Annotated in this window: 23 protein-coding genes; 15 read left to right on the plus strand and 8 right to left on the minus strand. The window is 67.7% G+C overall.

All coding sequences use genetic code 11. The features are described 5' to 3' along the window. Window positions 1-148: 148 nt before the first annotated feature. The 3 genes from HUA78_RS21715 to HUA78_RS21725 all read left to right on the plus strand — a co-directional run bounded on the left by HUA78_RS21715 (window position 149) and on the right by HUA78_RS21725 (window position 2,858). Window positions 149-1,021: a helix-turn-helix domain-containing protein gene (locus HUA78_RS21715; RefSeq protein ID WP_174466369.1), complete on the plus strand. Its 873-nt coding sequence runs from the start codon at window positions 149-151 to the stop codon at window positions 1,019-1,021. Between the two features lie 75 nt (window positions 1,022-1,096). After that, a complete protein-coding gene (locus HUA78_RS21720) occupies window positions 1,097-2,200 on the plus strand; it encodes an ankyrin repeat domain-containing protein (RefSeq protein WP_174456632.1) in 1,104 nt (367 codons plus the stop codon). A 127-nt stretch (window positions 2,201-2,327) separates the two neighbouring features. Then, window positions 2,328-2,858, plus strand: a complete 531-nt coding sequence (locus HUA78_RS21725; protein WP_174477059.1) for a DUF2378 family protein — start codon at window positions 2,328-2,330, stop codon at window positions 2,856-2,858. Window positions 2,859-2,876: 18 nt separating this feature from the next. Here HUA78_RS21725 and HUA78_RS21730 read toward each other — a convergent pair whose 3' ends face one another. After that, window positions 2,877-6,437, minus strand: coding sequence for a M1 family aminopeptidase (locus HUA78_RS21730; protein WP_254623829.1), 3,561 nt, complete (start codon window positions 6,435-6,437; stop codon window positions 2,877-2,879). 58 nt (window positions 6,438-6,495) lie between these two features. Continuing rightward, on the minus strand, window positions 6,496-7,377 hold the full coding sequence (locus HUA78_RS21735; RefSeq protein ID WP_141645627.1) for an ABC transporter ATP-binding protein: 882 nt from the start codon (window positions 7,375-7,377) through the stop codon (window positions 6,496-6,498). Between the two features lie 39 nt (window positions 7,378-7,416). Here HUA78_RS21735 and HUA78_RS21740 point away from each other — a divergent pair, with 39 nt between their 5' ends. After that, window positions 7,417-8,658, plus strand: coding sequence for a cellulase family glycosylhydrolase (locus tag HUA78_RS21740; RefSeq protein ID WP_174477061.1), 1,242 nt, complete (start codon window positions 7,417-7,419; stop codon window positions 8,656-8,658). 66 nt (window positions 8,659-8,724) lie between these two features. On the opposite strand, the gene HUA78_RS21745 is transcribed toward HUA78_RS21740, so the two are convergent. The 4 genes from HUA78_RS21745 to HUA78_RS21760 form a co-directional block, all read right to left on the minus strand. Beyond that, window positions 8,725-9,282, minus strand: coding sequence for a peptidoglycan-binding protein (locus tag HUA78_RS21745; protein ID WP_141645629.1), 558 nt, complete (start codon window positions 9,280-9,282; stop codon window positions 8,725-8,727). A 134-nt stretch (window positions 9,283-9,416) separates the two neighbouring features. After that, window positions 9,417-10,184, minus strand: coding sequence for a response regulator transcription factor (locus HUA78_RS21750; RefSeq protein ID WP_174456628.1), 768 nt, complete (start codon window positions 10,182-10,184; stop codon window positions 9,417-9,419). Then, on the minus strand, window positions 10,181-11,464 hold the full coding sequence (locus tag HUA78_RS21755; protein ID WP_174456627.1) for a sensor histidine kinase: 1,284 nt from the start codon (window positions 11,462-11,464) through the stop codon (window positions 10,181-10,183). Before HUA78_RS21755 ends, HUA78_RS21750 begins: the two co-directional genes overlap by 4 nt. Before the next feature lie 96 nt (window positions 11,465-11,560). Beyond that, window positions 11,561-12,061 carry a hypothetical protein gene (locus HUA78_RS21760; protein ID WP_174466975.1) on the minus strand — a complete coding sequence of 167 codons (501 nt, stop codon included), beginning with the start codon at window positions 12,059-12,061 and terminating at the stop codon, window positions 11,561-11,563. 99 nt (window positions 12,062-12,160) lie between these two features. Here HUA78_RS21760 and HUA78_RS21765 point away from each other — a divergent pair, with 99 nt between their 5' ends. From HUA78_RS21765 to larE, 7 genes are all read left to right on the plus strand, one after another. Then, window positions 12,161-12,928 carry a HesA/MoeB/ThiF family protein gene (locus HUA78_RS21765; RefSeq protein WP_141644797.1) on the plus strand — a complete coding sequence of 256 codons (768 nt, stop codon included), beginning with the start codon at window positions 12,161-12,163 and terminating at the stop codon, window positions 12,926-12,928. A 99-nt stretch (window positions 12,929-13,027) separates the two neighbouring features. Then, the gene (locus HUA78_RS21770; protein WP_174456624.1) at window positions 13,028-13,267 is read left to right on the plus strand and encodes a sulfurtransferase TusA family protein; all 240 of its coding nucleotides are present in this window, start codon (window positions 13,028-13,030) and stop codon (window positions 13,265-13,267) included. A 7-nt stretch (window positions 13,268-13,274) separates the two neighbouring features. Then, window positions 13,275-13,547 (plus strand): MoaD/ThiS family protein, encoded by a 273-nt coding sequence (locus tag HUA78_RS21775; protein WP_174477062.1) that lies wholly within the window; start codon window positions 13,275-13,277, stop codon window positions 13,545-13,547. A 6-nt stretch (window positions 13,548-13,553) separates the two neighbouring features. Further along, entirely contained in the window at window positions 13,554-14,195 is a 642-nt protein-coding gene (locus HUA78_RS21780) for a ThiF family adenylyltransferase (protein WP_174477063.1), read from the plus strand. Further along, window positions 14,195-14,611 carry a Mov34/MPN/PAD-1 family protein gene (locus HUA78_RS21785; protein ID WP_174477064.1) on the plus strand — a complete coding sequence of 139 codons (417 nt, stop codon included), beginning with the start codon at window positions 14,195-14,197 and terminating at the stop codon, window positions 14,609-14,611. The genes HUA78_RS21780 and HUA78_RS21785 overlap by 1 nt, the downstream gene beginning before the upstream one ends. Window positions 14,612-14,812: 201 nt before the next feature. Further along, window positions 14,813-15,613 carry an adenylyl-sulfate kinase gene (cysC, locus tag HUA78_RS21790; RefSeq protein ID WP_174477065.1) on the plus strand — a complete coding sequence of 267 codons (801 nt, stop codon included), beginning with the start codon at window positions 14,813-14,815 and terminating at the stop codon, window positions 15,611-15,613. Between the two features lie 103 nt (window positions 15,614-15,716). Continuing rightward, a complete protein-coding gene (gene larE / locus HUA78_RS21795) occupies window positions 15,717-16,610 on the plus strand; it encodes an ATP-dependent sacrificial sulfur transferase LarE (RefSeq protein WP_141644791.1) in 894 nt (297 codons plus the stop codon). 4 nt (window positions 16,611-16,614) lie between these two features. Here larE and HUA78_RS21800 read toward each other — a convergent pair whose 3' ends face one another. Beyond that, complete coding sequence (locus HUA78_RS21800) at window positions 16,615-17,547, minus strand: hypothetical protein (protein ID WP_174477066.1); 933 nt, start codon at window positions 17,545-17,547, stop codon at window positions 16,615-16,617. Between the two features lie 185 nt (window positions 17,548-17,732). Here HUA78_RS21800 and HUA78_RS21805 point away from each other — a divergent pair, with 185 nt between their 5' ends. Both HUA78_RS21805 and HUA78_RS21810 read left to right on the plus strand, forming a co-directional pair. Next, window positions 17,733-18,248, plus strand: a complete 516-nt coding sequence (locus HUA78_RS21805; RefSeq protein ID WP_371745631.1) for a hypothetical protein — start codon at window positions 17,733-17,735, stop codon at window positions 18,246-18,248. 59 nt (window positions 18,249-18,307) lie between these two features. After that, window positions 18,308-18,472 carry a ribbon-helix-helix domain-containing protein gene (locus tag HUA78_RS21810; protein WP_141644788.1) on the plus strand — a complete coding sequence of 55 codons (165 nt, stop codon included), beginning with the start codon at window positions 18,308-18,310 and terminating at the stop codon, window positions 18,470-18,472. 23 nt (window positions 18,473-18,495) lie between these two features. Here the strand turns inward: HUA78_RS21810 and HUA78_RS21815 are convergent, their stop codons facing one another. Then, window positions 18,496-19,350: a tRNA pseudouridine(38-40) synthase TruA gene (locus tag HUA78_RS21815; RefSeq protein WP_174456617.1), complete on the minus strand. Its 855-nt coding sequence runs from the start codon at window positions 19,348-19,350 to the stop codon at window positions 18,496-18,498. Between the two features lie 44 nt (window positions 19,351-19,394). Here HUA78_RS21815 and HUA78_RS21820 point away from each other — a divergent pair, with 44 nt between their 5' ends. Next, window positions 19,395-20,318 (plus strand): AgmX/PglI C-terminal domain-containing protein, encoded by a 924-nt coding sequence (locus HUA78_RS21820; RefSeq protein WP_174456616.1) that lies wholly within the window; start codon window positions 19,395-19,397, stop codon window positions 20,316-20,318. Between the two features lie 27 nt (window positions 20,319-20,345). Continuing rightward, a complete protein-coding gene (locus tag HUA78_RS21825) occupies window positions 20,346-21,002 on the plus strand; it encodes a hypothetical protein (protein WP_141644785.1) in 657 nt (218 codons plus the stop codon). The last annotated feature ends 198 nt before the right edge of the window (window positions 21,003-21,200 follow it).

Genomic DNA, 21,200 nt, shown 5'->3' on the forward strand with positions numbered 1-21,200 from the left:
GACGGGCCGTTCCCGTCCCATAGGCGCAAAAACGGGCCGCGGCAATGGCGAGGTGAAGCCGGTCCTTGTTGGCGGGCACCGGAAGTCCCTTATTGGCACCGGTGGCCATGCTAAGGCGTCAACACGGCGTGTCTTCGGAGGGTGCCGCATGACCACGCAAAGCCCCCATGCGCGAGTGGTCCGGCAGGCCTCCGAGCAGGGTGGTTGGGAGCTGGTGTTCGGCACTCCCGACGCCCGACTGCGCGAGCACGTCCACGACTACTGCGGCTATCGTGAATCCACCCCTGGCCCGGTGCGTCGACGCGAGCTTCCCGCGCCGCAAGTCGTGCTCATCATCGACTTCGGCCCGCCGCTGCGCATCGTCGACCCGAGGACGGGGCGACCGCTCGGCCGACATCCGGTCGGCTTCGTCGCGGGGCTGGATGACGGGTACTCCATCACCGAGACGGCCGGGTCGATGAACGGCATGCAGGTGAACTTCACGCCCGTGGGCGCACGACGGTTCTTCGGCATACCGCTGCATCACCTCGCGCGGCAGGTCGTCGGACTGGAGTCGGTGCTCGGCGCGGAGGGGCCGCTGCTCACGGAGCGGCTCGTGGAGGCGCCGTCCTGGGAGGCCCGCTTCGCGCTGCTGGACCAGCTCCTCCTCTCACGCATCCTCACGGCGCCCGAGGTTTCACCCGTCATCATCTGGACGTGGCAGCGGCTGCGCGCCAGTGGCGGACAGGTGGAGATTGGCGAGCTGGCCCGGGAGCTGGGCTTCAGCCAGAAGCACGTCATCGCGCGATGTGGTCAGGAGCTGGGCCTGACGCCCAAGCTGCTCGCGCGACTCATCCGCTTCGACCGTGTCATCCAGGTGCTGAAGTCCGGCGCGGCGGAGAGCCAGGCCCGCCTCGCGTTGGAGCAGGGCTACTTCGATCAAGCCCACCTCATTCGCGATTTCCGGCAGTTCACGGGAGGTCCTCCTGGAGAGTTCCTCCGTCGGCGATTGCCCGCGCTGGGTGGAACGCGCGCGGACTGAGGCACGGCCCGTGTCCGGGGTTGCATTCACGCCCGAGTCACGCGATGGATTCGCGAAGCGCCGAGGCCACACACCATGACGGAACAGCAGTACGAGCTGACCAAACTCTTCCGACAAGTCCAGAGCCATAAACACCTCGAGGACCATGTTCAGGTCTACGAAGCGGACAGCTTCGACGAGCGCTTGGCCAAGGAGCGTGCGGAGAACGAGGTGGCGCTCGGGAAGATCCGCCAGATGCTCGTCGGGGGTGTGAGCCTGGACTTCGTTGACCAGAACCAGCACACGCCGGTGCTGCTCGCCGTCACCCAGAACAACGTGGAGCTCCTCCAGCTCTTGAAGGAGTACGGCGCCAACCTCCTCGCGCCATACCGCTACGACACGCCGCTGCACCGCGCGGCGGAGTTCGGCGCGGACCGCGTGGTCCGGTTCCTCATCGAGCAGGGCGCGGACCCGCGTGGTCTGACTCCAGGAGGGCAGAGCGTGCTGGGCGCGGCACGAACCTCGCGACACAGCCGCAAGGTTCCGGCCCTGCTGGTGGAGCTGCTGCTGCCGACGAAGTCCCAGAGACCGCCTCCGCCCAAGAAGCCCAAGGGCCTGTCGGAAGAGAAGGTCGTCCGCTATCTCCAAGGCGCCGCGCCGCCGGGCGTGCGACCCGCTTCGTGGGAGAAGCTCCGCCTCATCATGGACGCGGTCTTCGTGGAGGCGCACTTCGTCACCATCGATGCGTTCTTCGAGGGCATCGAGGAACAGTCCTCGATGAACCCGGACCTCGTCTTCGCGGGCATCGGGCTCATCCAGGCGGCCATCGCGGAGCCGCCCAAGGACAAGAAGGTGAAGAAGGTCTCCAAGTCGAGCTACGTCCATCACGGCAACCTGGAGGTCGAAGGCCCGCTGAAGGTCGGCGCGTTGATGGTGACGGGCAACCTGACGGTGAAGGGTGGGGCCGCAAACCCCCAAGGCGCCTCGCTGTTCGTCGGCGGTGACTTCACCTGCGAGACGCTCAAGTCCCAGGGCCCGGTCATCATCGGCGGCAACCTGGAGGCCACGCACGTCACGGCGCAGTACAACGACTACGCCCTGGAGGTCCGGGGCACCCTGCGCGCCGCGAAGCTCGTCGTGGAGAACAAGCACGTCGTCACGGCGGGACGCTTCGAAGTCTCTGAGCGGGTGGATTCCTAGCGCGCCTTCGGGAGCCGAGTGAGCGGGGCCTCGCTGCTGTCGGTCGAGGGTGGGGCGAAGGTCTGCCCACGTCTTGAACCACCGCGTCATGACCGGATGACGCGGCTCCCCTAGGGTGTCGCCCCACATGCCGACCGAGGTCAGAGTCCAGTCCACGTTGTTCGAGTCGCTGGTCCGCTGTGCGAATCCCGACGCGGCCATGCGCGCCGAGTTCCTCGCCGCGGGCTACGACGTGGACAAGCCCCGGGCCATCTATCCCAGCTCCGTGTTCCTGGCCTGTCAGGCGCTGGTGCTGCGCACGACGTATGGGGGGCTCGCGTCCAAGCAGGCGCAGCGGGAGATGGGACGGGATTTGCTCCGCCAGTACTTCGACACGCTGGTGGGGCGCGTGGTGGGGATGGCCCTCAAGGTGGCCGGGCCGGAGCGGGCGATGAAGCGCGTGGCGCTCAGCTTCAGCTCCGTGTTCGAGCCGGTGAACATCCAGACCGCGCTGCTCGCGCCCCAGGACTATCGGGTGAAGTTCCGCGACTACCCGTTCCCCGCGGAGTCCGCCGCCGGCACGTGCGAGGGCGCCTTGAAGCAGGCGGGCGCCCTGAGTGTCACCGTGGACGTCGAACGGTATGAGACGGAGGGCTTCGACCTGCGCATTCGCTGGTGAAGCCCTCGGAGGTGTTGCTCAGGGCTGGGTGGGGCTCCCCATCGCGAGCGCCGCGGCCACCTTGGGCTCCGTCACGTTGTCCTGTGACTGGCGGTCGATGAGCTTGTTGAGGGGATCCACGCCGACCTCGGCCGGCTGCACCGGCACGGTGAAGGTGATCTCCGATTCCCCCTTGCCCACCTTGCGCTTCTCCAGGAACAGCGCCTCGCCGTTGCTGTCGAGCGCGCCCACGTCCATCCAGTCGGAGAACTCCAGCTCCGTCTGGTTGCCCTTGTCGTCGCTGCGGAACTTCTTCGCGATGACCTTGAGCGCGACGTCCCAGGTCCCCTGGGTGTTCTGCCGCATCGTCGCGGACACCGCGCGGTTGTCGTAGAGGGTGATGGTCTCGAAGAGGTCTTCCAGGAGGTACTGATACTCCGGCGGCGTCTCCTCGCGCAGGAAGCCGAGCAGCTCCGCGGAGCCCGTGTACGGCGGCCCCTGGAAGCGGACCTTGTCCACGTAGCGCTTCATGGCGCGGTTGACGCGCTCCTCGCCGATGAAGTCCTGCAGCGCGTACATGGCGAGGCTGCCCTTCTGGTAGTGGATGTACATCTGGTTCTCCACTCGGGACAGCGGCACTTCCTTCTTCCGCTCCAGCGCGCGGCCCATGAGGTAGCCGTCCAGCTCGAACTTGAGGAAGCGCTTCATCTTCGTCGCGCCGAAGCGGTGCTTCATCACCATCAGCGCGGTGTACTGGGACATCGTCTCCGACGTCATCGTGCTGCCCTGCGCGCGCGCGCCCACCACCTGGTGGGCCCACCACTGATGGGCAATCTCGTGCGCGGTGACGTAGTACGGGTAGTCCACGTCATCGGGGCTGCCGTCGCGCACGCGGGCGATGAAGCCCAGTGATTCCGAGTACGGAATCGTATTGGGGAAGGACTGCGCGAAGGCACCGTAGCGGGGGAACTCCAGGATGCGGGCCTGCCGGTGCTGGTACGGCCCGAAGTTCTCCGTGCAGTACTCCAGCGTGTCCTTCATCCCCCGCATCATCCGGTCCAGGTTATAGACGTGCGTGGGGTGGTGGTAGATCTCCAGCGCCACGTTCTTCCACGTGTCGCGCGCCACCGCGTAGCGCGCGGACAGCACCGAGTAGAACTTGAGGATGGGCTGGTCCATCTTGTAGCGGAAGAAGCGCCGGTTCCCCTCGGTCCACTCCTTCTCCAGGTAGCCGGGGGCGATGGCGATCTGATCCGCCGAGGTGCTCACCGTGGCCTGGAAGCTGACGAAGTCCGCGTCCTGGGTGATGTAGTTGTTGGCCTTGGCCTTCGGGTCATCCCGGTCCGGCAGGCGCTCCTTGGGCGCGAGGCCGTACTCCTTGCGGTCACCGTCCTCCACCAGCTCCGCGTCCTCCTGATAGCCCAGCGTGGGGAGGTTGCCGCTGTTGAAGAAGGTGCCGTTCTCGACGATGTCCGTGCGCGTCGAGCCATGCCTCATGCCGCGCGGCGCGTACTCCAGGTCGAACACCAGGTCCGCCTCGCCGCCGGGAGCCAGCGGCGTGGGCAACTGGAAGACGAAGAGGCCGAGCGACTCGTCGCGCTTCGCCGGGGTGTCCACGCCCGCCAGGGAGAGCTTGCGCACGCGTGCGTCGCGCGGCAGCTCCATGAGCACCTGGGAGATGGGCTGCTCCGTCTTGTTGCGCACGCGATAGGTGCCCAGCGCCTCCATGCGTCGCTCTTCCGGGTGGATGTGGAAGGTGACGTCCACCGCGGTGACGCGCGGATGGGGCAGGGCGGCGAAGGACTTGTAGTCCTTCTCGTAGCGAGCCAACGCGCGCTCGCTGTCCTTCGCCGTGACGTACGGATTGAGGATGCGCGTGTTGTAGGTGATGAACGCGCCAGTCCCCACGAACACGAGCGCCGCGAGGATGGCGGTCACCGTCCAGGCCGGGGTGCGGCGGGCCCGCGCTTCAGCGAGCCGCTCCTTCCAGGCCGTTCCACGTCCCCGAACGACGAGCAGCGCGCCCGCGGCCACCATGAGCGTGGCCAGGCCGTACCAGTACAGGCGGTGCCAGGCGACCGAGGCCAGGAAGTGGCCATAGCCGTTCAGGTCCGAGTAGGGCGCCGAGGGCTCCGAGCCATAGCGCACCAGCGGTTCCTCGATGCCGAGCAGCCCCAGCGCGGCCTGCGAGGCGAAGTAGAGCACCATGACCAGGTACGCGACGTACTTGTGGTGGATGAGCACCTGCGCGAAGAAGGCCAGCACGCACAGGAGGATGTTGTGCGTGAAGTCGAGCAGCAGGATGTCCGTGAAGTACAGCCACCACTCGATGTCGAAGAAGCCCCGGCTCACCTGGGAGATGATTGTCGCGAGCGCGACGACGCCCTTGAGCGACAGCACCACCAGCAGCAGCGCACCGAACTTGGCGGAGTATCCGACCCACGTCGGAGCCCGCGTCGCGTCGACGATGTCGCCCAGGCCCGCGTCCCGCTCCTTCCACACCAGCTCCCCCGCGTAGAACGTCAGGGTGATGAGCACGAAGGGATGGAAGGTGGACGTGGCCATCTCCAGCGCCTGCCACGTCACGGGCAGGGTGGCGGTGCCGAAGATCTGCTTGGAGATCAGCGAGGCGATGGTCACGAAGGCCAGGCCCGCCACCACGAAGGACCAGTACACCGGCGAGCGCAGCACGTCGCGGAACGCCAGCCACGCGGAGGACAGGGCCGTGCGCACCCAGCTTCCGAACGTGGGCGCGGGCCGCGTGGTGGGGATGGCCACGGGCACGGCGGGCGTCTCCTCGCGTGCCGCGGGGCGAGCACCACTGTGCTCCTCCACGGTGGTCCGGAAGCGCGCCACCGTGAGGCCCAGCAGCAAGGCGCCCACGGCGCTCCACACGAGCCGGTTGATGAGCAGCCAGCCGGTGAACGGAATCAGGTCCCGATTGCGCTCAGCGGGCGTCCAGTACCGGGTCACCGTCTCGATGGTGGTGAACCCGAACGGATCCAACAGCGAGCCGAGCTCCTGATTGGCCACGTCCGACATGGCGGAGCTGATGACCAGGTAGCCCAGCACCAGCACCACCATGCCCACGTACACCGGGGCCATGCGGCGCGTGAGCGCGGCCAATGAGAAGAACACCGTGCCCGCGAAGAACAGCGTGGGCCACACGCCCACCAGGTACGGCCACACGTAGGCGAGGGTCTGGTGCGGCGCGAGCTGCGTCTTGTCGACCAGCCACACGACGCCGGCGCCCACGAGCAGGCCGGGGATGATGGCCAGCATCAGTCCGGCGCTGAAGAGGTACGCGCCCAGGAAGCGGCCGAGCAGGTACGGCGTCTTCTTCACGTTCTTCGTGAAGATGAGCATCCACGTCCCGTGGCCGAAGTCCTGGTGCGCGGCCTGTCCGAAGATGGCCGCGACCATGAAGAGGCCGAACAGGGCGATGGTGGTGGTGAAGCCCAGGAGCGTGTGCGGGCTGTTGGCCAGCACGCGCTCGGAGCCGGAGCTGGCGGAGACGCTGCGGAAGACGCCACCGGTGGCCATCATCAACAGCATGCCGGCGCCCGCCAGCACGGCGGCGTAGATCCAGGTCGAGAGCATCTTGACCCGGCGCCGCAATTCGAATGTCACGAGAGCGCTGAACATGGGGTGTCCTCGCTCACGCCTTCTTCGACGCGCGTGAGAGCGCGTGGAAGTAGACGTCTTCCAGGTCGGGGCTCGCGGGCTCGAAGCCCGCCGGTGCGCTCTCCGCGTGGACGTGCACCAACCGCTGGCCGGCTACGCGCCTTACCGCGATGACCTCCAGCTCCTTCGTCAACGCATCCAGCTCCTCCTGCTTCGTGACGAAGCGCTTCCACACGCGCCCTTGCAGCGCGTCCACCAGTCGCAGCGGGTGTCCGCTGGCCACGACGTTGCCCTGGGCGAGGATGGCCATGTTCTGGCAGAGGTCCGCCACGTCCGAGACGATGTGCGTAGAGAGGAGCACCACGACGTCCGCGCTGATCTCCGCGAGCAGGTTGTGGAAGCGGAAGCGCTCGGCTGGGTCCAGGCCGGCGGTGGGCTCGTCGACGATGAGCAGCTTGGGGTCTCCCAGCAGCGCCTGGGCGATGCCGAAGCGCTGCTTCATGCCGCCGGAGAAGCCGCCGAGCCGTCGGTCCCTGTGCTCCCACAGGTTCGTCTTGGTGAGCAGCGCCTTCACCGCGTCATGGCGCGCGCCGCGCTGAGACAGGCCCTTGAGCTGCGCGAGGTGGTCCAGCATGTCCCAGGCCGTCACCTTGGGATACACGCCGAAGTCCTGGGGCAGGAAACCCAGCACGTCGCGCAGCTTGTCCTTGTCGCGGCGCACGTCGATGCCGTCGAAGGTCATCGTTCCGCCGTCGACGTCCTGCAACGTGGCGATGCTGCGCATGAGCGTCGACTTTCCGGCACCGTTGGGGCCGAGCAGTCCGAACATGCCGCGCGGAATGGTGAGGGAGACGTCGTGCAACGCCCGCGTTCCATTGGGGTACGTCTTGGACACGCCTTCGAGTCGGAGCTCCATGTCGGGCATCAACCTAGCCCATCCGTTACCATGCGCTCCATGTTCTCGCCGCGTTGGAGTCCCTGCCTCGCGCCCGTCCTCTTGCTGTGCGCGTGTGGAGAAGGGGAGCCGGTGATGTTGGAGGCAGCGGCGGCCGACTGTGGGAGCGCCGAGCCCCTGCGCCTGGAGCGCCTGCCGGTGGGCAGCATGGTGCTCAACTCCTATTTCCTCCAGGAAGAGGCCGCACGCGACGTGCGCCGTGGGCTGCATGAGTCACCCATCGTCGAGGAGGTGTTGGCCAAGGCGGCGGCGCTCGGCGCCGTGGCGCTGCGGACCAATGGCCACAACGAAGCGCCGGAGAAGGTGGGCGACAGCACCATCCAGGTGGGGCCGCTCCAGTACGACGAGGTCGCCCTGCGAGGGTTGGACCGGGTGCTCGCCCGCGCGCGAGTGCATGGCGTCAGGCTGGTGCTCACGCTCGGCAACTACTGGGATGCCTACGGTGGCACTCGCCAGTATGTGACGTGGGCAGGGCTGCCTTCTCCCATTCAGGGCGACCCGCGCTTCTTCACCGACCCCGTCGTCGTGGCGCTCTACAAGGAGCACATCGCGCGGATGTTGGAGCGGGTGAACACGGAGGATGGCATCCGCTATGGCGACCATCCGGCGGTGCTCGCGTGGGAGCTGCTCAATGAGCCGCGCGGCCGCGGCCTGGACGCGGAGGGCGCGAGCATGCGGGCGTGGGTGGATGAGGTCGCGCGCGAGGTGAAGTCCCGCGCGCCAGGCCATCAGGTGGGGACGGGAGAGGAAGGCTTCGAGCCGTCCTCGGAGGGTTACGACGGCGCCTTCTGGGCTCGCGCGGGCACGACGATGCTGCGCACGCCCGGCTCCAGCTTCACGCGCAACACCGCGTCGCCGTACATCGACTTCGCGTCGGTGCACTTCTATCCGGAGTCCTGGGGCCTGGACGACTCGGACATGGCCGAGGCGGGAGCGCGGTGGATTCGCGAGCACGCGGACATCGCCCGGGGGCTTGGGAAGCCGCTGTTCGTGGGCGAGCTGGGGCTGCGCAACGAAGGGGCCCTGGATTTGTCCCAGCGCCGCGCGCTGTATCGCGGCTGGCTGGAGTGCATGCGCAAGTCAGGCGTGGGCGCCGGCGCGCTGTGGATGTTCGCCAACGACGCGCGGCCCGACGCGTGGGACGAACACACGTTCTACTTCCGCGATGGCACGCGGCCGGAGGACCCGGCCAACCGCTATGCCGACCTCGTCGTGGAGGCGGCGGGCGCGGCGAGGCCCTGACACACGAAGGCCCGGTTGGGAGTCGTGCTCCCACCGGGCCGGAGGTGTCACGAGAGTGACGGGGACTCAGTACGCGACGTGCACGTGGTCGCCGTGGCCACCGATGGCGCCAATGGGCGTGCCGTTCTTGATGCCGCCCTTCGGGTCATAGAACAGCTCGGTGGGCTTCGTGCCCGCCAGGCGCGTGTAGTACTCGGCCATCTTCGCCGGGCTGCCCGCCACGTCGATGGCGCGGCCCTTGTAGTGGTACGAGCCCGGCGTGTGCTGGCCACCCGTGGTGGAGGTGATGGTGAGCCCCATCTGCCGGGCCAGGTTCGACGCGAAGTCGAGCTTCTGGCGGTTGGTGCCGTTCACCGGGAAGTTGCCCGGGACGCCGCCGGGGCCCTTGGTGCCATCCGGCTTGCCGTCCCACATGTCCTGGTTGCGCGAGTTGAAGATGGAGCGGCCCGTGTTGTTGCCCACGACGCCGTCCGCCTTCAGCCCGTGCTGCTTCTGGTAGGCCGTCACCGCCGCCTTCGTCTTCGCGCCGTAGATTCCGTCCGCCGTGCCGGGGTTGTAACCGGCCTTGGCCAGGGTCTTCTGCAGCCGCGTCACATCCGAACCGCGCGTACCGACCTGGAGCATGGAGGGCCTCTTTCTCTCGCCGAAGGCGGAAGGCTTCGTACAAGAGGGTTATCGGTGCCCATGTCCGTGAGTTGCGGCTTAAGTGGGATAAAGCAGGGAATGTCTGTTTTTAGACCCTGCTTGAAAATGTCGCGTCACACCGAAATGAGGCCCTTGCGGATGCCCTCGGTGACGGCCTCGACGCGGTTGGTCACCTCGAGCTTCCGGTAGATGTGCTCCAGGTGGGTGCGGATGGTGGCCTTGCTGAGGCTGAGGAGGCGGGCGGCTTCGCTGTTGGAGACGCCCTTGGCGATGAGCTGGAGGATTTCGCGCTCGCGGTCCGACAGGGGCTTGAGCAGGGGCTCTTCGAGGGAGGGGTTCGCCGCGGCGGGAGTGGGGGCCGCGGGAGGGGGCGACGCGGGCTCGGAAGGGATGGGGGTGGCATCCGGGTCGACGCGGAAGTGACGCAGCAGTCTGCGCGCGAGGTTGGGCTGGATGACGGTGCCGCCCGCGCGGACTTCCTTGATGGCCTCGATGATCTTGTCGACCGGCGAGCCCTTGAGCATGTAACCGGATGCCCCGGCCTTCACGGCCTCGAGGACTTTGTCCTCCTCGTCGAAGATGGTGAAGATGAGGATCTCCATCTTCGGGTAGACGGCCTTGATTTCGCGCGTCACGTCGATGCCGCTCATGCGGGGCAGGCCCAGGTCCAGCAGCAGGACGTCGGGCATGACGCGGGGGACTTCCTCCAGGGCGGCCTCGCCGGACAGCGCGGTGCCAACGATGTCGATCTCCGGGTGGCCCTCGAAGAGGCGCAGCTGGTTCTTGAGGATCTTGGTCTGGTCTTCCACGACGAAGACGCGGATGGGCGGCTGCGCGGGAGTGGAAGGAGGCTGCGGGGCATCCACGGGGGCTCCGGTCATGTCGGGGGGCTGGGGAGGGAGAAGGCCACCTGGGCGCCCGAGCCCGGTGACGAATCCACGATGAGCTGGCCGCCGAGCTTCATGGCGCGCTCGCGCATGTTCAGCAGGCCGTAGTGTCCGCGCGGGGTGCGCTGCGGGTCGAAGCCCTTGCCGTTGTCGTGGACGATGAGGTGCACGTGCTCCTCGGCGTAGTCGAGCTTCACCTGCACGAGCTTCGCCTCGGCGTGTTTCACCGCGTTGGAGAGGCACTCCTGGAGGATGCGGAAGAGGGCGAGCTGCGTGTCGGGGGACAGCTTGCGCTGCGGGCCCGTGCGCTCGAACTGGATGGACAGGCCCGTGCGCTCCTGGAACGTCTTGGCGTAGTCCTCCAGGCCCTGCGACAGCTCGAAGTCCTCGCGCATCATCTGGAGGCTGCGGCGCAGCTCGTCGATGGACTCCTCGGCGGTGGCCTTCAGCTCGCGAATCTCCGAGCGCAGTCCGTCCTCGTTCGCGAGGTTCAGGATGTACTCCGCCTGGATGATCATCGACGAGAGCGAGGCGCCCAGGCCGTCGTGAATCTCGCGCGCCAGCCGGTTGCGCTCCTCCACCACGGCCAGCTCCTTGAGGTCTCCCTGGAGGGCCACGACCTCGCGGTGCGCGGCGGCCTCGCGCTCGTTCAGGTACACGAGCACGTAGACGATGATGAAGTTGAGCGCCAGGTACCAGAGCAGCGTGAGCAGCTCCACCGCCGTCACGGAGCGGTTGAGGAGCAGGTCCAGGCGCGTCGTAATCGGCAGCGCCAAGAGTGGCGGCAGGATGGCGAGCGGCTTGGGGTAGAGGATGGAGAAGAGGGTGGTGAAGAGCAGCTGCGTGGCCAGCAGGGGGCTCTGGAGGCCACCTCCCACCACGGGCTTGGCGATGAGCACCACGAGGATGACCAGGTCGAGGCACAGCGTGGTGTACGTCACCCAGCGGCCGGCCTTCGGGTGGTCGATGACGAGCAGGTTCGCGACGCTGTAGAGCAGCATCGTGAAGTAGCCCAGGAAGGAGAAGGCTCCGGTGAGACCGAAGTAGCCGCTCCAGGTGGGCACCGCCAGGATGAGCAATCCCAGCGTGAGGAACATCATTCGCGCATAGAAGAGGGCGCGGGCCCGGGCGACGAACCGGTCCTGTTCCCAGGACGCGGTGGCCTGCTCCGTGGAGACGCTGTCCGTCAGCTTGCGGCGCAGGAGGACCTCGCGCACTCGCGCGCGGAGGTCATTGGCCGGGGTCTCCTCGCCGAGGGCGAGATTCGAATTCATTGGGTGGCAGCTTACGAGAGCCGCCGGGTGTGCGGGAATCCCTGGGGTACTTCGCCCACCTCCCCGGCGGGCGGGGAGGCATGCGAGACGGCGTTGTCACCGGGGGGATGAGGGCTGCATGCAGACCTTGCGGGCCTCGGGCTTGTGGTTGAACACGTAGGTCAGCCGGTCCGTGGACTCGCCGGTGCGCTCGTCGAAGAGGGGCGTGCCGCCCGCGTACATGGTGCCCTCGGCGTTGCCGTACTCGTCCAGCTTGTGCTTCTTGAGCCAGCGGTCCACGCAGGACTCGAGTTCGGCCCGGTGGGCCTCGGGGGTGCCGGTCTCCTTCAGTGTTCGCTGGGGAGGCGTGGCCGCGTCGGGCGTCCCGGACGCGAGCGTGCCGGAGTCGGCGGTCGACTTCTCGGAGCCGGTGGGCGCGGCCTCCTGGAGCGCCTGGCCACTGTCGGAGGGGAACTTCGCCGCTTCGGTCGAGCCCTGGGCGTCAGCCGCCGGCAGCGATGCGTCCGCGGGGCCCTGGGCCTCGCCGGTGTTCTTGTGGCAACCGTGGACGAGCAGCAGGGTGGTGGAAAAGACGAGCACGCCGGTCAGGTTTCTCATATGTCCTGGCTGTGGAAAGGGCGCCTGCGCCCAACTGTTGCCAGGTGCGACGCAGGGTCCCGCACGTTATTCGCATCCGCCCTTGCGGAGCAGCAATCGATGCACGGCCCAGAAGAGCACCACCATCCCCGGATTCCCCACGCCTCCCGCATCGAGCGCTCGCGGGTGCTCGTCGTGGGAGCAGGCGGGCTTGGCTGCCCGGCCTCGCTGGCGCTGGCCCAGGCCGGTGTCGGCCACCTGACGCTGGCGGACCCGGACCGGGTCGACGTGACGAATCTGCCCCGGCAGCTCTGGCACCGCGCGCAGGACGTGGGGCGCAACAAGGCGGAGTCCGCGGCGGCGGGGCTCATGCGGGCCTTCCCCGCGCTGACGACGGACGTGCTTCCGGAGCGCGTGGACGCGGACAATGTGGAGGGACTGTTCCGCGCGCATGACGCCGTCATCGATGCCACCGATGGCGTGGGGACGAAGTTCTTCCTCTCGGACGTGGCGGTGCTCACGGGCGTCCCGCTCGTCTACGGAGGCGTGCTGCGGATGCAGGGGCAGGCGATGCGGGTGGAGCCCCAGGGGCCCTGTCTGCGCTGCCTCTATGAATCGCCGCCTCCACCGGATTCGGTACCCACGTGCGCGCAGGCGGGAGTGCTCGGCTCGCTCGCGGGGCTGGTGGGTTCGGTGCAGGCGCTGCTGGTGCTGGAGTTGCTGGCCGGCGCCTCGCGCCGTGTGCCAGGTGAGGCCACGCTGCACGTGCTGGATGGGAACACGCTGCTGGGACGGCGTACGCGCGTCGAGCGGGCCGAGGACTGCCCAGGCTGCCGCATCACCGCTGTTCCGACGTTCCCCGAGGAGGGCACGGCATGCGCGCGCTGAGGGCGGAGGCACGGCCATGAGGCCGGCGACGGCGATGTCGGGCCTCCTCGATGTTCTCCAGGTACAGCGCTCTGCTCGTCGGTGCGCGGAGACACGGCCATGAGCGAGGTGACGGCGACGCTGGACATCACTCGCGAGGTCTGCCCGATGACCTACGTGCGCACCAAGCTGCGCCTGGAGGCGCTGGAGTCGGGGGCGTTGCTGGAAGTGTTGCTCCGGGGCACCGAGCCGCTGAAGAACGTTCCCCGCAGCGCGCGCGAGGAGGGGCATGAAGTCGTCTCCCTCGAGTCGCGCGACGATGGAACGCACCGATTGGTGCTCCGCAAGCAGGGAAGGTGAGTGAGCCATGGCGACGATTCGGATTCCCTCGACGATGCGGACGCTGACGCGCAATCAGGCGGAGGTCAGCGCCTCCGGCGCCACCGTGCGCGAGGTGCTGACGGATTTGGACGCGCGCTACCCCGGCATCGGCTCGCGACTGCTGGACGAGCGCGGCGCCGTCCGGCGCTACGTCAACGTCTTCCTCAATGAGGAGGACATCCGCACCCTGCGCGAATTGGACACACCGGTGAAGGACGCGGATCGCCTCACCCTCATCCCGGCGATGGCGGGAGGGTGACGTCGCATGGCCCTGCGTGAAGATCAGATCCTCCGTTACTCGCGGCAGATCCTCCTGCGCGAGGTGGGCGGTCGAGGCCAGGAAGCGCTCCTGTCCGGCGGCGCGCGCGTGGACGCCACGGGCGCTTCGGGGATGACGGCGGCGGCGTATCTGGCGGGAGGAGGATCACCCGTGGCCGGGGTGGGCTCGCTGACGCTGGGGCCGTGGGCTCCAGGCTTCCTCATGTCGGCGACGGACGTGGGTCAGCCCGTGGCGGTGACGCTGGCCCGCGAGGTGGCGGCGCTCAACCCGGACGCGGCGAATCCGGAGCATGGCGGCGGACTGCTGGCGGAACTGCCCACGGCGTGGAGCGGGGATGCCCCCTGGGTGGCGCTCTGCGGCGATGGCGCTCGGGCCGGCGTGGTGTTCCGGGGCGCGAAGGGCTGCGTCTGGTGCTTCGGAGAAACGGTGCGGCACCTGGGGCCGCCTCCGGATGGCGCGCTGGGCGTGGCGCTCGGGACGCTGGGGGCCATGGTGTTCCAACGTCTCCGGCTGGGCATGGAGCCGGCCCTGGGCGGCCGCTGGTTGGTGCCCCCGGGAGGGCTGGAGGAGATGGACGTACGCCAGTGTTCGCGCTGCGCCTCGCGAGCCGAGCCTTCTTCGCCGTGATGCCCTGGTCGGATCCGCGCTGGCCGGAGGCGGTCCGTCGCGAAGTCATCCAGCACCTGGAGTCGTGCTACCCGCTGGAGGGCTGCGGAGTGATCCTCCACGCTCCCGGGGATGGCTCCTGGCGGGTGTGCCCCCTGCGCAACGCGTCCCCGCGCCCGGTACACGCCTATGCCTTCGCCCCCGAGGAGTGGCTGGCGGTGTGCGTCCAGGCGGAAACACGGGGAGAGCAGGTCGTAAGTGTGTTCCACTCCCATGTAGACGGGCCTCCCACTTTTTCGAGCGAGGACCGCTCCCTGGCCGCCCCCGCCGGGCATCCGCTCCTACCGGGAGTTTCCTATCTCATCGCATCCGTACACCGAGGCTGTGTCTCCTGGGTGTCCGAGTACGTGTGGAGGGATGGAGATTTTCAGACGTGACGGGTCTGAAAAGACCATTGCAAGAACGAAAAAGCCCAGTATGCGCAAGCACTTGACCGCCTGTTACCCCTACCTGCGGAAAGGTGCGCCTGAATTGTCAAGTGAGTGGGTTTTCGTCTATAACCACGTCCATCTTCTGGATCTGCGGCGTCCACCGCGGCGTGCAAGAAGCGCTCCGGACGCAGGGAGTTGAAAACCCTTATGGCCTCCAACACTGGATTCACCCTCTGGCTGACCGGCATGTCCGGGACCGGTAAGAGCACCACTGCCGCTTACATCGCGGCGCGGCTCCGTCAGGTCGGCCGCAACGTGGAGATCCTCGACGAGGGGGAGCTCGCCGACGAGCTGTGGGCGGGGTTGGGTGATTCGAAGGATGAGCGCAACACGATCGCCGGTCGTCTCGGCTTCGTGGCGAACGTCCTGACGCGCAATGGTGTCGCCGCCCTGGTGCCCTGCGTGAGCCCCTACAAGGGGAAGCGTGAGGAGAACCGCCGCGCCATCGGTCGCTATGTGGAAGTCTACGTCGACTGCCCCACCGAGAAGCTCATCGAGCGCGACAGCACGGGGCGCTACAAGAAGGCGCTCAACGGGGAGATCCCCAACTTCATCGGCATCACCGAGCCGTACGAGCCGCCCAACTCGCCGGAAGTCACCATCCACTCCGACATGGAGTCGGTGGAGGACGGCGCCGCGAAGATCTTCCAGTCGCTGCTGGACCTCGGCTACATGACCACCGAGGAGCTGAAGATCATCACCGGCAAGAAGATGAAGGCCAACCCGCTGCCGGCCAAGGGCGAGCGGGCGGAGAAGGCCGAAAAGCCCGAGAAGGGCGGCGGTGCCAAAGCCCGTCGGGCGGAGGAGCCGAAGGTGGCCGCCAAGGTGAAGCCGGCCAAGGCGGACAAGGCGGACAAGGGCGCGAAGTCGCGTCCCGCCACGCGCGCTGCCCGCGTTGCGAAGCCGGCTCCCGCGGGGAAGAAGCCCGCGAAGGGCAAGTCCCGCTGAAGAGGGGGGCCGGACACGGCCCTCGTTCCACTTCAAGTCAAGGGCTCCAGGTTGCCGCGCGATGCGCGTGCAATCCGGGGCCCTTTCGTTTTAGGAGTCCCCCATGCTGAGCCCCGAGCGAATCCAGGCCCTGTGTGAGTCGTCGCGTCCCAAGCTGGAGGCCATGCGCGCCGCGCTGCGCGCCCATGGAAGTGCGCTGGTGGCCTTTTCGGGAGGCGTGGATTCGACCTTCGTCCTGAAGGTGGCCGTGGAGGAGCTGGGCGAGCGTGCCCTGGCGCTCACGGCGCTGTCCGCCTCGGTGGCCCCCGAGGAGGCGCAGGAGGCGCGGGAGCTGGCGGAGAAGATGGGGGCCCGGCACGTCGTCCTGGGCAGCAACGAGCTGGCCAATCCGCAGTACGCGGCCAACCCCACCAACCGCTGCTACTTCTGCAAGACGGAGCTGTACGACATCTGCGAGGTCCAGCGGAAGGAGCTGGGGCTGGCGGTGGTGGTGGACGGCTTCAACGCGGACGACTTCAAGGACCACCGGCCGGGGCACAAGGCGGCGCGTGAGCACGCGGTGCGCTCTCCGCTGGCGGAGGCCGGGCTGACGAAGGAGGAGATTCGCGCCTGGAGCCAGTTCCTGGGGCTGCCCACGTGGGACAAGCCGCAGATGGCGTGCCTGGCGTCGCGGATTCCGTATGGCACGGCGGTGACGCGGGACAGGTTGCTGCAGATCGCCGCGGCCGAGTCGGAGCTGCGCAAGCTGGGCTTCCGGCAGTTCCGCGTGCGCTACCACAGCGACGTGGCGCGCCTGGAAGTGGCCGCCGAGGAGTACGAGCGGTTCCTCGTCGCGGACGTGCGCCAGCGGATCAACACCGCGTTCCTGGCGCTGGGGTTCAAGTTCGTGGCGTTGGACCTGGAGCCGTTCCGCTCCGGCCGCCTGAACGAGGCCGCTGGCGTGACGAAGCCCGCGACCCAGGGGGCCACGGGCTTCGCACTGCCTGTCGTGAGCTGAGGGATTACTTGGGAGACAGTGTGGCGCGCAGGGTGCCCGGGATCCGATCTCCGAAGGGGCGGCCGAGCATCACGAGGCCCTCTACCTGGTAGATGCCTGGGAGGGGGAAGCCCATGGCGTCGGTGTATCCCGGGAAGTTCGCACTCTCGGCCATCGATAGCTCAAGTGCAGCCCCATCGAAGCCCCAGAGGGAAAGGTTCCGCACACGGAGTCCAACGGCGGGGCCCCCTTTAGCGACGATGAAGTTGAGTTCGTGGGCCGACAGCGTCCGTGCGACGCGCTCATTCAGGACGGCGGAGTAGGCCCCTCCGAACTGGACCGATACGGGGCTGGTCGTCACCATCAGATGAGAGCCAAACGAGGAGTCGTTGCCCTGGCGCACCTGGGCGGACTCGAAGCTGATGGCGAACGGCACCGTCTTCCCTGTCAGTTCATAAAGCTCGGAGCTGGGAGGTATCGGCGAGTTCGTGAAGTCCAGGGTGCCCGCGAGCCAGCCACCCGTGTCCACGCTGAAGCCCACGTCCGTGGTGCCCTCGGCGGGCGTCTTGAAGAGGAAGCGCACCGTGCGCGCTTCTCCCTCGGCGACCGTGAAGGACAGGGGGTTGGGGGAGATGAGCGTCGCGGGAATCGACTGACCCGGTGCGCCGACACGCTCGATGTGCCACTCGCCCTGGAGTTGGATGGTGTACCCACCCGCCGGAAGCTGCACGGCCACTGTGTCCGCGGACGTGTCGGTGATGGTGTGGTTCTTCGGCCCGGTGATGTCGAACGTTGCCCCGACCAGACGGAACGTCTGGCCACTCGTCCCCGTGGTGATCAACGGCACCTGGATGACGCCCTCGGACTCGGGCACGTCGTCCAGGCCCGTCCCGGACGACCCGCCGCAGGCCGCGACGAGCAGGGTGAGAAGCAATGCGCTCAGGTTCAACTTCTTCATTTTCATGGTCTCCACTGGAGCGATGAACCGTAGGAGTACGGGGTGATCGCGTCAAACGACGGGGAGTGCCCCGGGATGAGTCCGCGCGTGCCCTGGAGGCTGGTAGAACACGCGGTCGCAAGATGCCTCGCGAGCGCACAGTGACGTCGAGTTGGTCCTCGGTGCTGACGAATCCTCTGCGGGCCGTGGCACTGCTGATCACAGTGCTCCCGCCAGGGGACGCGCCGGCCGCCGAGTACGTGGACTCTCCGTACCGGGACCGCAGTGCCTTCTCGCTGATCCTCGGCCCGGGCGCCTCCTATACGGAGTTGATCGACAGCGGGGATGCCGAGGTGGTGAAGGGGCTGGACGCGCTGCTCGACGTGGGGGCCAGCTTCACGGTGGGTTACGACGGGGACGAGGTCTTCGTGCTGATCCGCGGCAGCCTCCGGGAGCCGGATCTCTCGCTGGTGGGGGGCTTCCGGAGCGTCTTCAGGGACGAGTCCTGGCAGTCCTTCGTGGATCTCGGCGCCGTCGTGCGTCCGTTTTCTGGGCCGTGGGTGGGGCCTCGCGTAGCGTTGGGCCTGCGACACACCTTCTCGGAGCGGTTCGCGGTGTACGGGGGACTCGGGCTCACGCTCGGGTTCGGATCCGGACTGCGCGCCGATGCCGAGGGCTTCACCGGGCTGCAGTGGATCTTCCCGGTAGGCGGATCCGAGTGAAAATCTTGCGATCAAATAGGTCTGTGAGATGGTGTGCGCATCTGTAGGAGGTTGCGCACTTGGACATGAATCCCCGTCTCACTTCGGTGGTCTTCCGGCTGAACCGCGAGAAGCTCGATGCTCTGAAGGAGCTGTCGCGCACCACCCGCATCCGTCAGAGCGAATACCTCCGAGAGGCCATCTCGGATCTGCTGGCGAAGTACGAAGAGCGCCTCGTCGACTGATCAGCGCGAGGATCCGCCGCGTGTCACCCGGGTAGGAAGGGTGGCTCCAGCGGCAGCCCTGGAGGGTGGAGACGCTCCGGGGCGGTGAAGGGATCCACTCCAGGAGGGTAGCGGACCTCCCAGAGCATCAGGCCGTGAGCGGGCGCCTTGAAGCCCTCCATGGCCGCCCCCGTCTCCAGGGCCGCGAGCCACGCCTCTTCTGGCAGCAGCCCCGCCGCAACCTTCAGCGCGCCACCCACCACGTAGCGCACCTGGTAGCGAGCAAAGCCGTCCCCGGTCAGCCTCACCTCGTAAAGGCCACCGCCCCGCTCGTGCAGGGTGGCGGACTCCAGCGTGCGCGGCTTGCGGGGGCTGGACTTCTCATGGAAGGCGATGAAGTCCCTCGTGCCCGCCGCCATGGCGAGCAGCTCCGCCACCCGCTCGGGTGTCACCGTCGCGCCTCGTCCCTGGAGCCCCGCTTCGCCCGCCACGTCGAGCGAGTAGGGCGCCCACTCCGGCGACGGCGCTTCGCCGCCCAGCCACAGTCGATATCGATACTCCTTGCCGCTCGCGCTCCACTGGGCATGGAAGGAGCCGGGCCGGCGCACCAGGCACAACCCGAGCCCCGCGGGCAGGTGCGGGGGCAGTCGCTGGGCGAGCGACTCGGGTGAGTCTCCCGCCTCCAGCCGGACGCTCACCACCTGCATTCGCGCATGGACGCCCCGGTCCGTCCGCCCCGAGGGCATCACCGTCGCGGGCACTCCCACCGAGCGCAGGGCCCCCTCCAGGGCTTCCTGGACAGTGGGGCCTTCCGGCTGGCGCTGGAACCCGCGGAAGTTTCCGCCGCGGTACCAGATCCACAGTGCGACGGGAATCCGCTTGGAGGTCGAAGTAAGCACGGCGTTGCGAGGGCGCGGGGTAACACGGGATAATCGCGCGTGAAATGGCAGCTGGACAAGAACTCGCGGCGGACGTGGATGGGCAGTGGCTCTTCCGACATGGAGACCTGGTCCTTGGACCGGTGAGTGGCTCCCAGATCGTGGAGAAGCTCAAGACGGGCGAGTTGACGCCCGATTCCCCCCTGGCCCTGGCCGGCGAGCGGGACTTCCACCCCATTAAAGATGTGGAGCCCTTCAAGGTGCACGTGGCGCTCTCCGAGGCACGGGTGCGCGTGGATGCGGCCGTCCTGGTGGAGCGGGAGAAGAACCGCAAGCGGGTGATGGTGCTCGGCGGCGTCGCGGGTGCGCTGGCGCTGGTGCTCGGCAGCGCGGGCCTGCTGCTGGCGCGCAACGCCGCGGTGCACGGCTGGTTCGGAGAGGACGAGTTCGAGGGTATCGAGATGGAGGCCCCCGTCATCCGCGTGGCGCAAGCGCGTCAGGACAACGAGGAACTCTTCGATTACCCCACGCAAGGCTCCGCCCGGCCGACCAAACCCGGGGAGACGGGCACGACGAAGCCCGCGAACGGCACGGGCAAGCCCACGGCGGTGGCCTCCGCGTCACGCACGGAGGACCGCAAGCCGCCGCGTCCCTCGGGGAGCGTGAACACGGACGCGGAGGGCATGGAGGTGGCGCAGCAGTTCGACCAGTCCGCCATCAACCGCATCGTCGCGGGCAACAAGTCCACGCTCTTCAAGTGCTTCAAGGAGGAGGCCGAGCGCAGTCCCGGGCTGGCCACGAAAATCCCCCTGGAGTTCGTCATCGGCAACGACGGCAAGGTCAACAAGCTGTGGGTGGACAACCCCCAGTTCAAGAAGGGCCCACTCTACGACTGCCTCTTCACGGAGCTGCAGAAGTGGCCGTTCCGGGCCTACGACGGAGAGCGGGCGACGGTGGGCCTGTCGTTCAATATCGGCAAGCGGGGGTAGGGCCACTTTCTTGCCCACCTCGCGGGCATGCCGCATACCGGGGCCATGTCCGCCGCATCCGTTGCCGAGACCGAAATCGCGAAGAAAGCGCTGAGCGTGCCGCCGGGGACGTTCCGTCACACCGTGCTGATGGCCGCCAAGCGCTTCAAGTCCACCTGGGCCGAGCTGGGCAAGTTGCTCGTGACGGTCCGGGACGAGGCGAAGTTCGAGGAGTGGGGCCACCCCACCTTCGAGGCCTACTGCCTCAAGGAACTGCACATCAAGAAGCAGACGGCCCTCAAGCTCACCCGTTCCTTCAGCTTCCTGGCCAAGCATGAGCCCGAGGAGGAGCTGCGGGCTCAGGAGTTCCCGGAAAAGGCTCCGGCCTTCGAGGTCATCGAAGTGCTGGCCGACGCCGAGGAGCGGGGCCAGTTGTCACCCACTGAATACAAATCCCTACGTGACAGCATCTGGAGTCCGGAGAAGTCTCCGACGGAGCTGAAGAAGGAGTTCACCGAGCGCTTCCCCCGTCCGCCGCCCGAGCCGCCGCCCGAGAGCCTCCAGGTGCGCAAGCTGGCGTCGATGGCTCGGAAGCTCGCCAGCGAGCTGGCGGGGTGCCGCAAGATTCCGAACGCCGTTGCCGAGCGGGCAGCCGCCCTGGCGGACGACGTGGAAGAGCTCGCCGCGGGCGTGACGGACGCCTGAGCCACTGTTACTGAACGCTCACCCGTTGCGGAGGCTGTACGCTCCGTAACGGGCCCGCACCGTTGGGCTTCCTGCCCAGGGGGGAGGGCCCTATAGTGGTTATGGGCCCCCATGTAGGTGGGCCCGGCGGCTGTTCGAGACGTGGGCAGGCCGTTTGGGTTGGGGAGCGGTGGACGGCGAAGTGGCTCCGGGGGAACC

Source organism: Myxococcus sp. CA033, assembly GCF_013336625.1.
GTDB lineage: Bacteria > Myxococcota > Myxococcia > Myxococcales > Myxococcaceae > Myxococcus > Myxococcus llanfairpwllgwyngyllgogerychwyrndrobwllllantysiliogogogochensis.

What these genes read in the sequence shown, in the direction of transcription:
- HUA78_RS21715 (WP_174466369.1), top strand. Translation starts at nt 149, where the DNA reads ATGACCACGCAAAGCCCCCATGCGCGAGTGGTCCGGCAGGCCTCCGAG.
- HUA78_RS21720 (WP_174456632.1), top strand. Translation starts at nt 1,097, where the DNA reads ATGACGGAACAGCAGTACGAGCTGACCAAACTCTTCCGACAAGTCCAG.
- HUA78_RS21725 (WP_174477059.1), top strand. Translation starts at nt 2,328, where the DNA reads ATGCCGACCGAGGTCAGAGTCCAGTCCACGTTGTTCGAGTCGCTGGTC.
- HUA78_RS21730 (WP_254623829.1), bottom strand. Translation starts at nt 6,437, where the DNA reads ATGCTCTCGACCTGGATCTACGCCGCCGTGCTGGCGGGCGCCGGCATG.
- HUA78_RS21735 (WP_141645627.1), bottom strand. Translation starts at nt 7,377, where the DNA reads ATGGAGCTCCGACTCGAAGGCGTGTCCAAGACGTACCCCAATGGAACG.
- HUA78_RS21740 (WP_174477061.1), top strand. Translation starts at nt 7,417, where the DNA reads ATGTTCTCGCCGCGTTGGAGTCCCTGCCTCGCGCCCGTCCTCTTGCTG.
- HUA78_RS21745 (WP_141645629.1), bottom strand. Translation starts at nt 9,282, where the DNA reads ATGCTCCAGGTCGGTACGCGCGGTTCGGATGTGACGCGGCTGCAGAAG.
- HUA78_RS21750 (WP_174456628.1), bottom strand. Translation starts at nt 10,184, where the DNA reads ATGACCGGAGCCCCCGTGGATGCCCCGCAGCCTCCTTCCACTCCCGCG.
- HUA78_RS21755 (WP_174456627.1), bottom strand. Translation starts at nt 11,464, where the DNA reads ATGAATTCGAATCTCGCCCTCGGCGAGGAGACCCCGGCCAATGACCTC.
- HUA78_RS21760 (WP_174466975.1), bottom strand. Translation starts at nt 12,061, where the DNA reads ATGAGAAACCTGACCGGCGTGCTCGTCTTTTCCACCACCCTGCTGCTC.
- HUA78_RS21765 (WP_141644797.1), top strand. Translation starts at nt 12,161, where the DNA reads ATGCACGGCCCAGAAGAGCACCACCATCCCCGGATTCCCCACGCCTCC.
- HUA78_RS21770 (WP_174456624.1), top strand. Translation starts at nt 13,028, where the DNA reads ATGAGCGAGGTGACGGCGACGCTGGACATCACTCGCGAGGTCTGCCCG.
- HUA78_RS21775 (WP_174477062.1), top strand. Translation starts at nt 13,275, where the DNA reads ATGGCGACGATTCGGATTCCCTCGACGATGCGGACGCTGACGCGCAAT.
- HUA78_RS21780 (WP_174477063.1), top strand. Translation starts at nt 13,554, where the DNA reads ATGGCCCTGCGTGAAGATCAGATCCTCCGTTACTCGCGGCAGATCCTC.
- HUA78_RS21785 (WP_174477064.1), top strand. Translation starts at nt 14,195, where the DNA reads ATGCCCTGGTCGGATCCGCGCTGGCCGGAGGCGGTCCGTCGCGAAGTC.
- cysC (WP_174477065.1), top strand. Translation starts at nt 14,813, where the DNA reads ATGGCCTCCAACACTGGATTCACCCTCTGGCTGACCGGCATGTCCGGG.
- larE (WP_141644791.1), top strand. Translation starts at nt 15,717, where the DNA reads ATGCTGAGCCCCGAGCGAATCCAGGCCCTGTGTGAGTCGTCGCGTCCC.
- HUA78_RS21800 (WP_174477066.1), bottom strand. Translation starts at nt 17,547, where the DNA reads ATGAAGAAGTTGAACCTGAGCGCATTGCTTCTCACCCTGCTCGTCGCG.
- HUA78_RS21820 (WP_174456616.1), top strand. Translation starts at nt 19,395, where the DNA reads ATGGCAGCTGGACAAGAACTCGCGGCGGACGTGGATGGGCAGTGGCTC.
- HUA78_RS21825 (WP_141644785.1), top strand. Translation starts at nt 20,346, where the DNA reads ATGCCGCATACCGGGGCCATGTCCGCCGCATCCGTTGCCGAGACCGAA.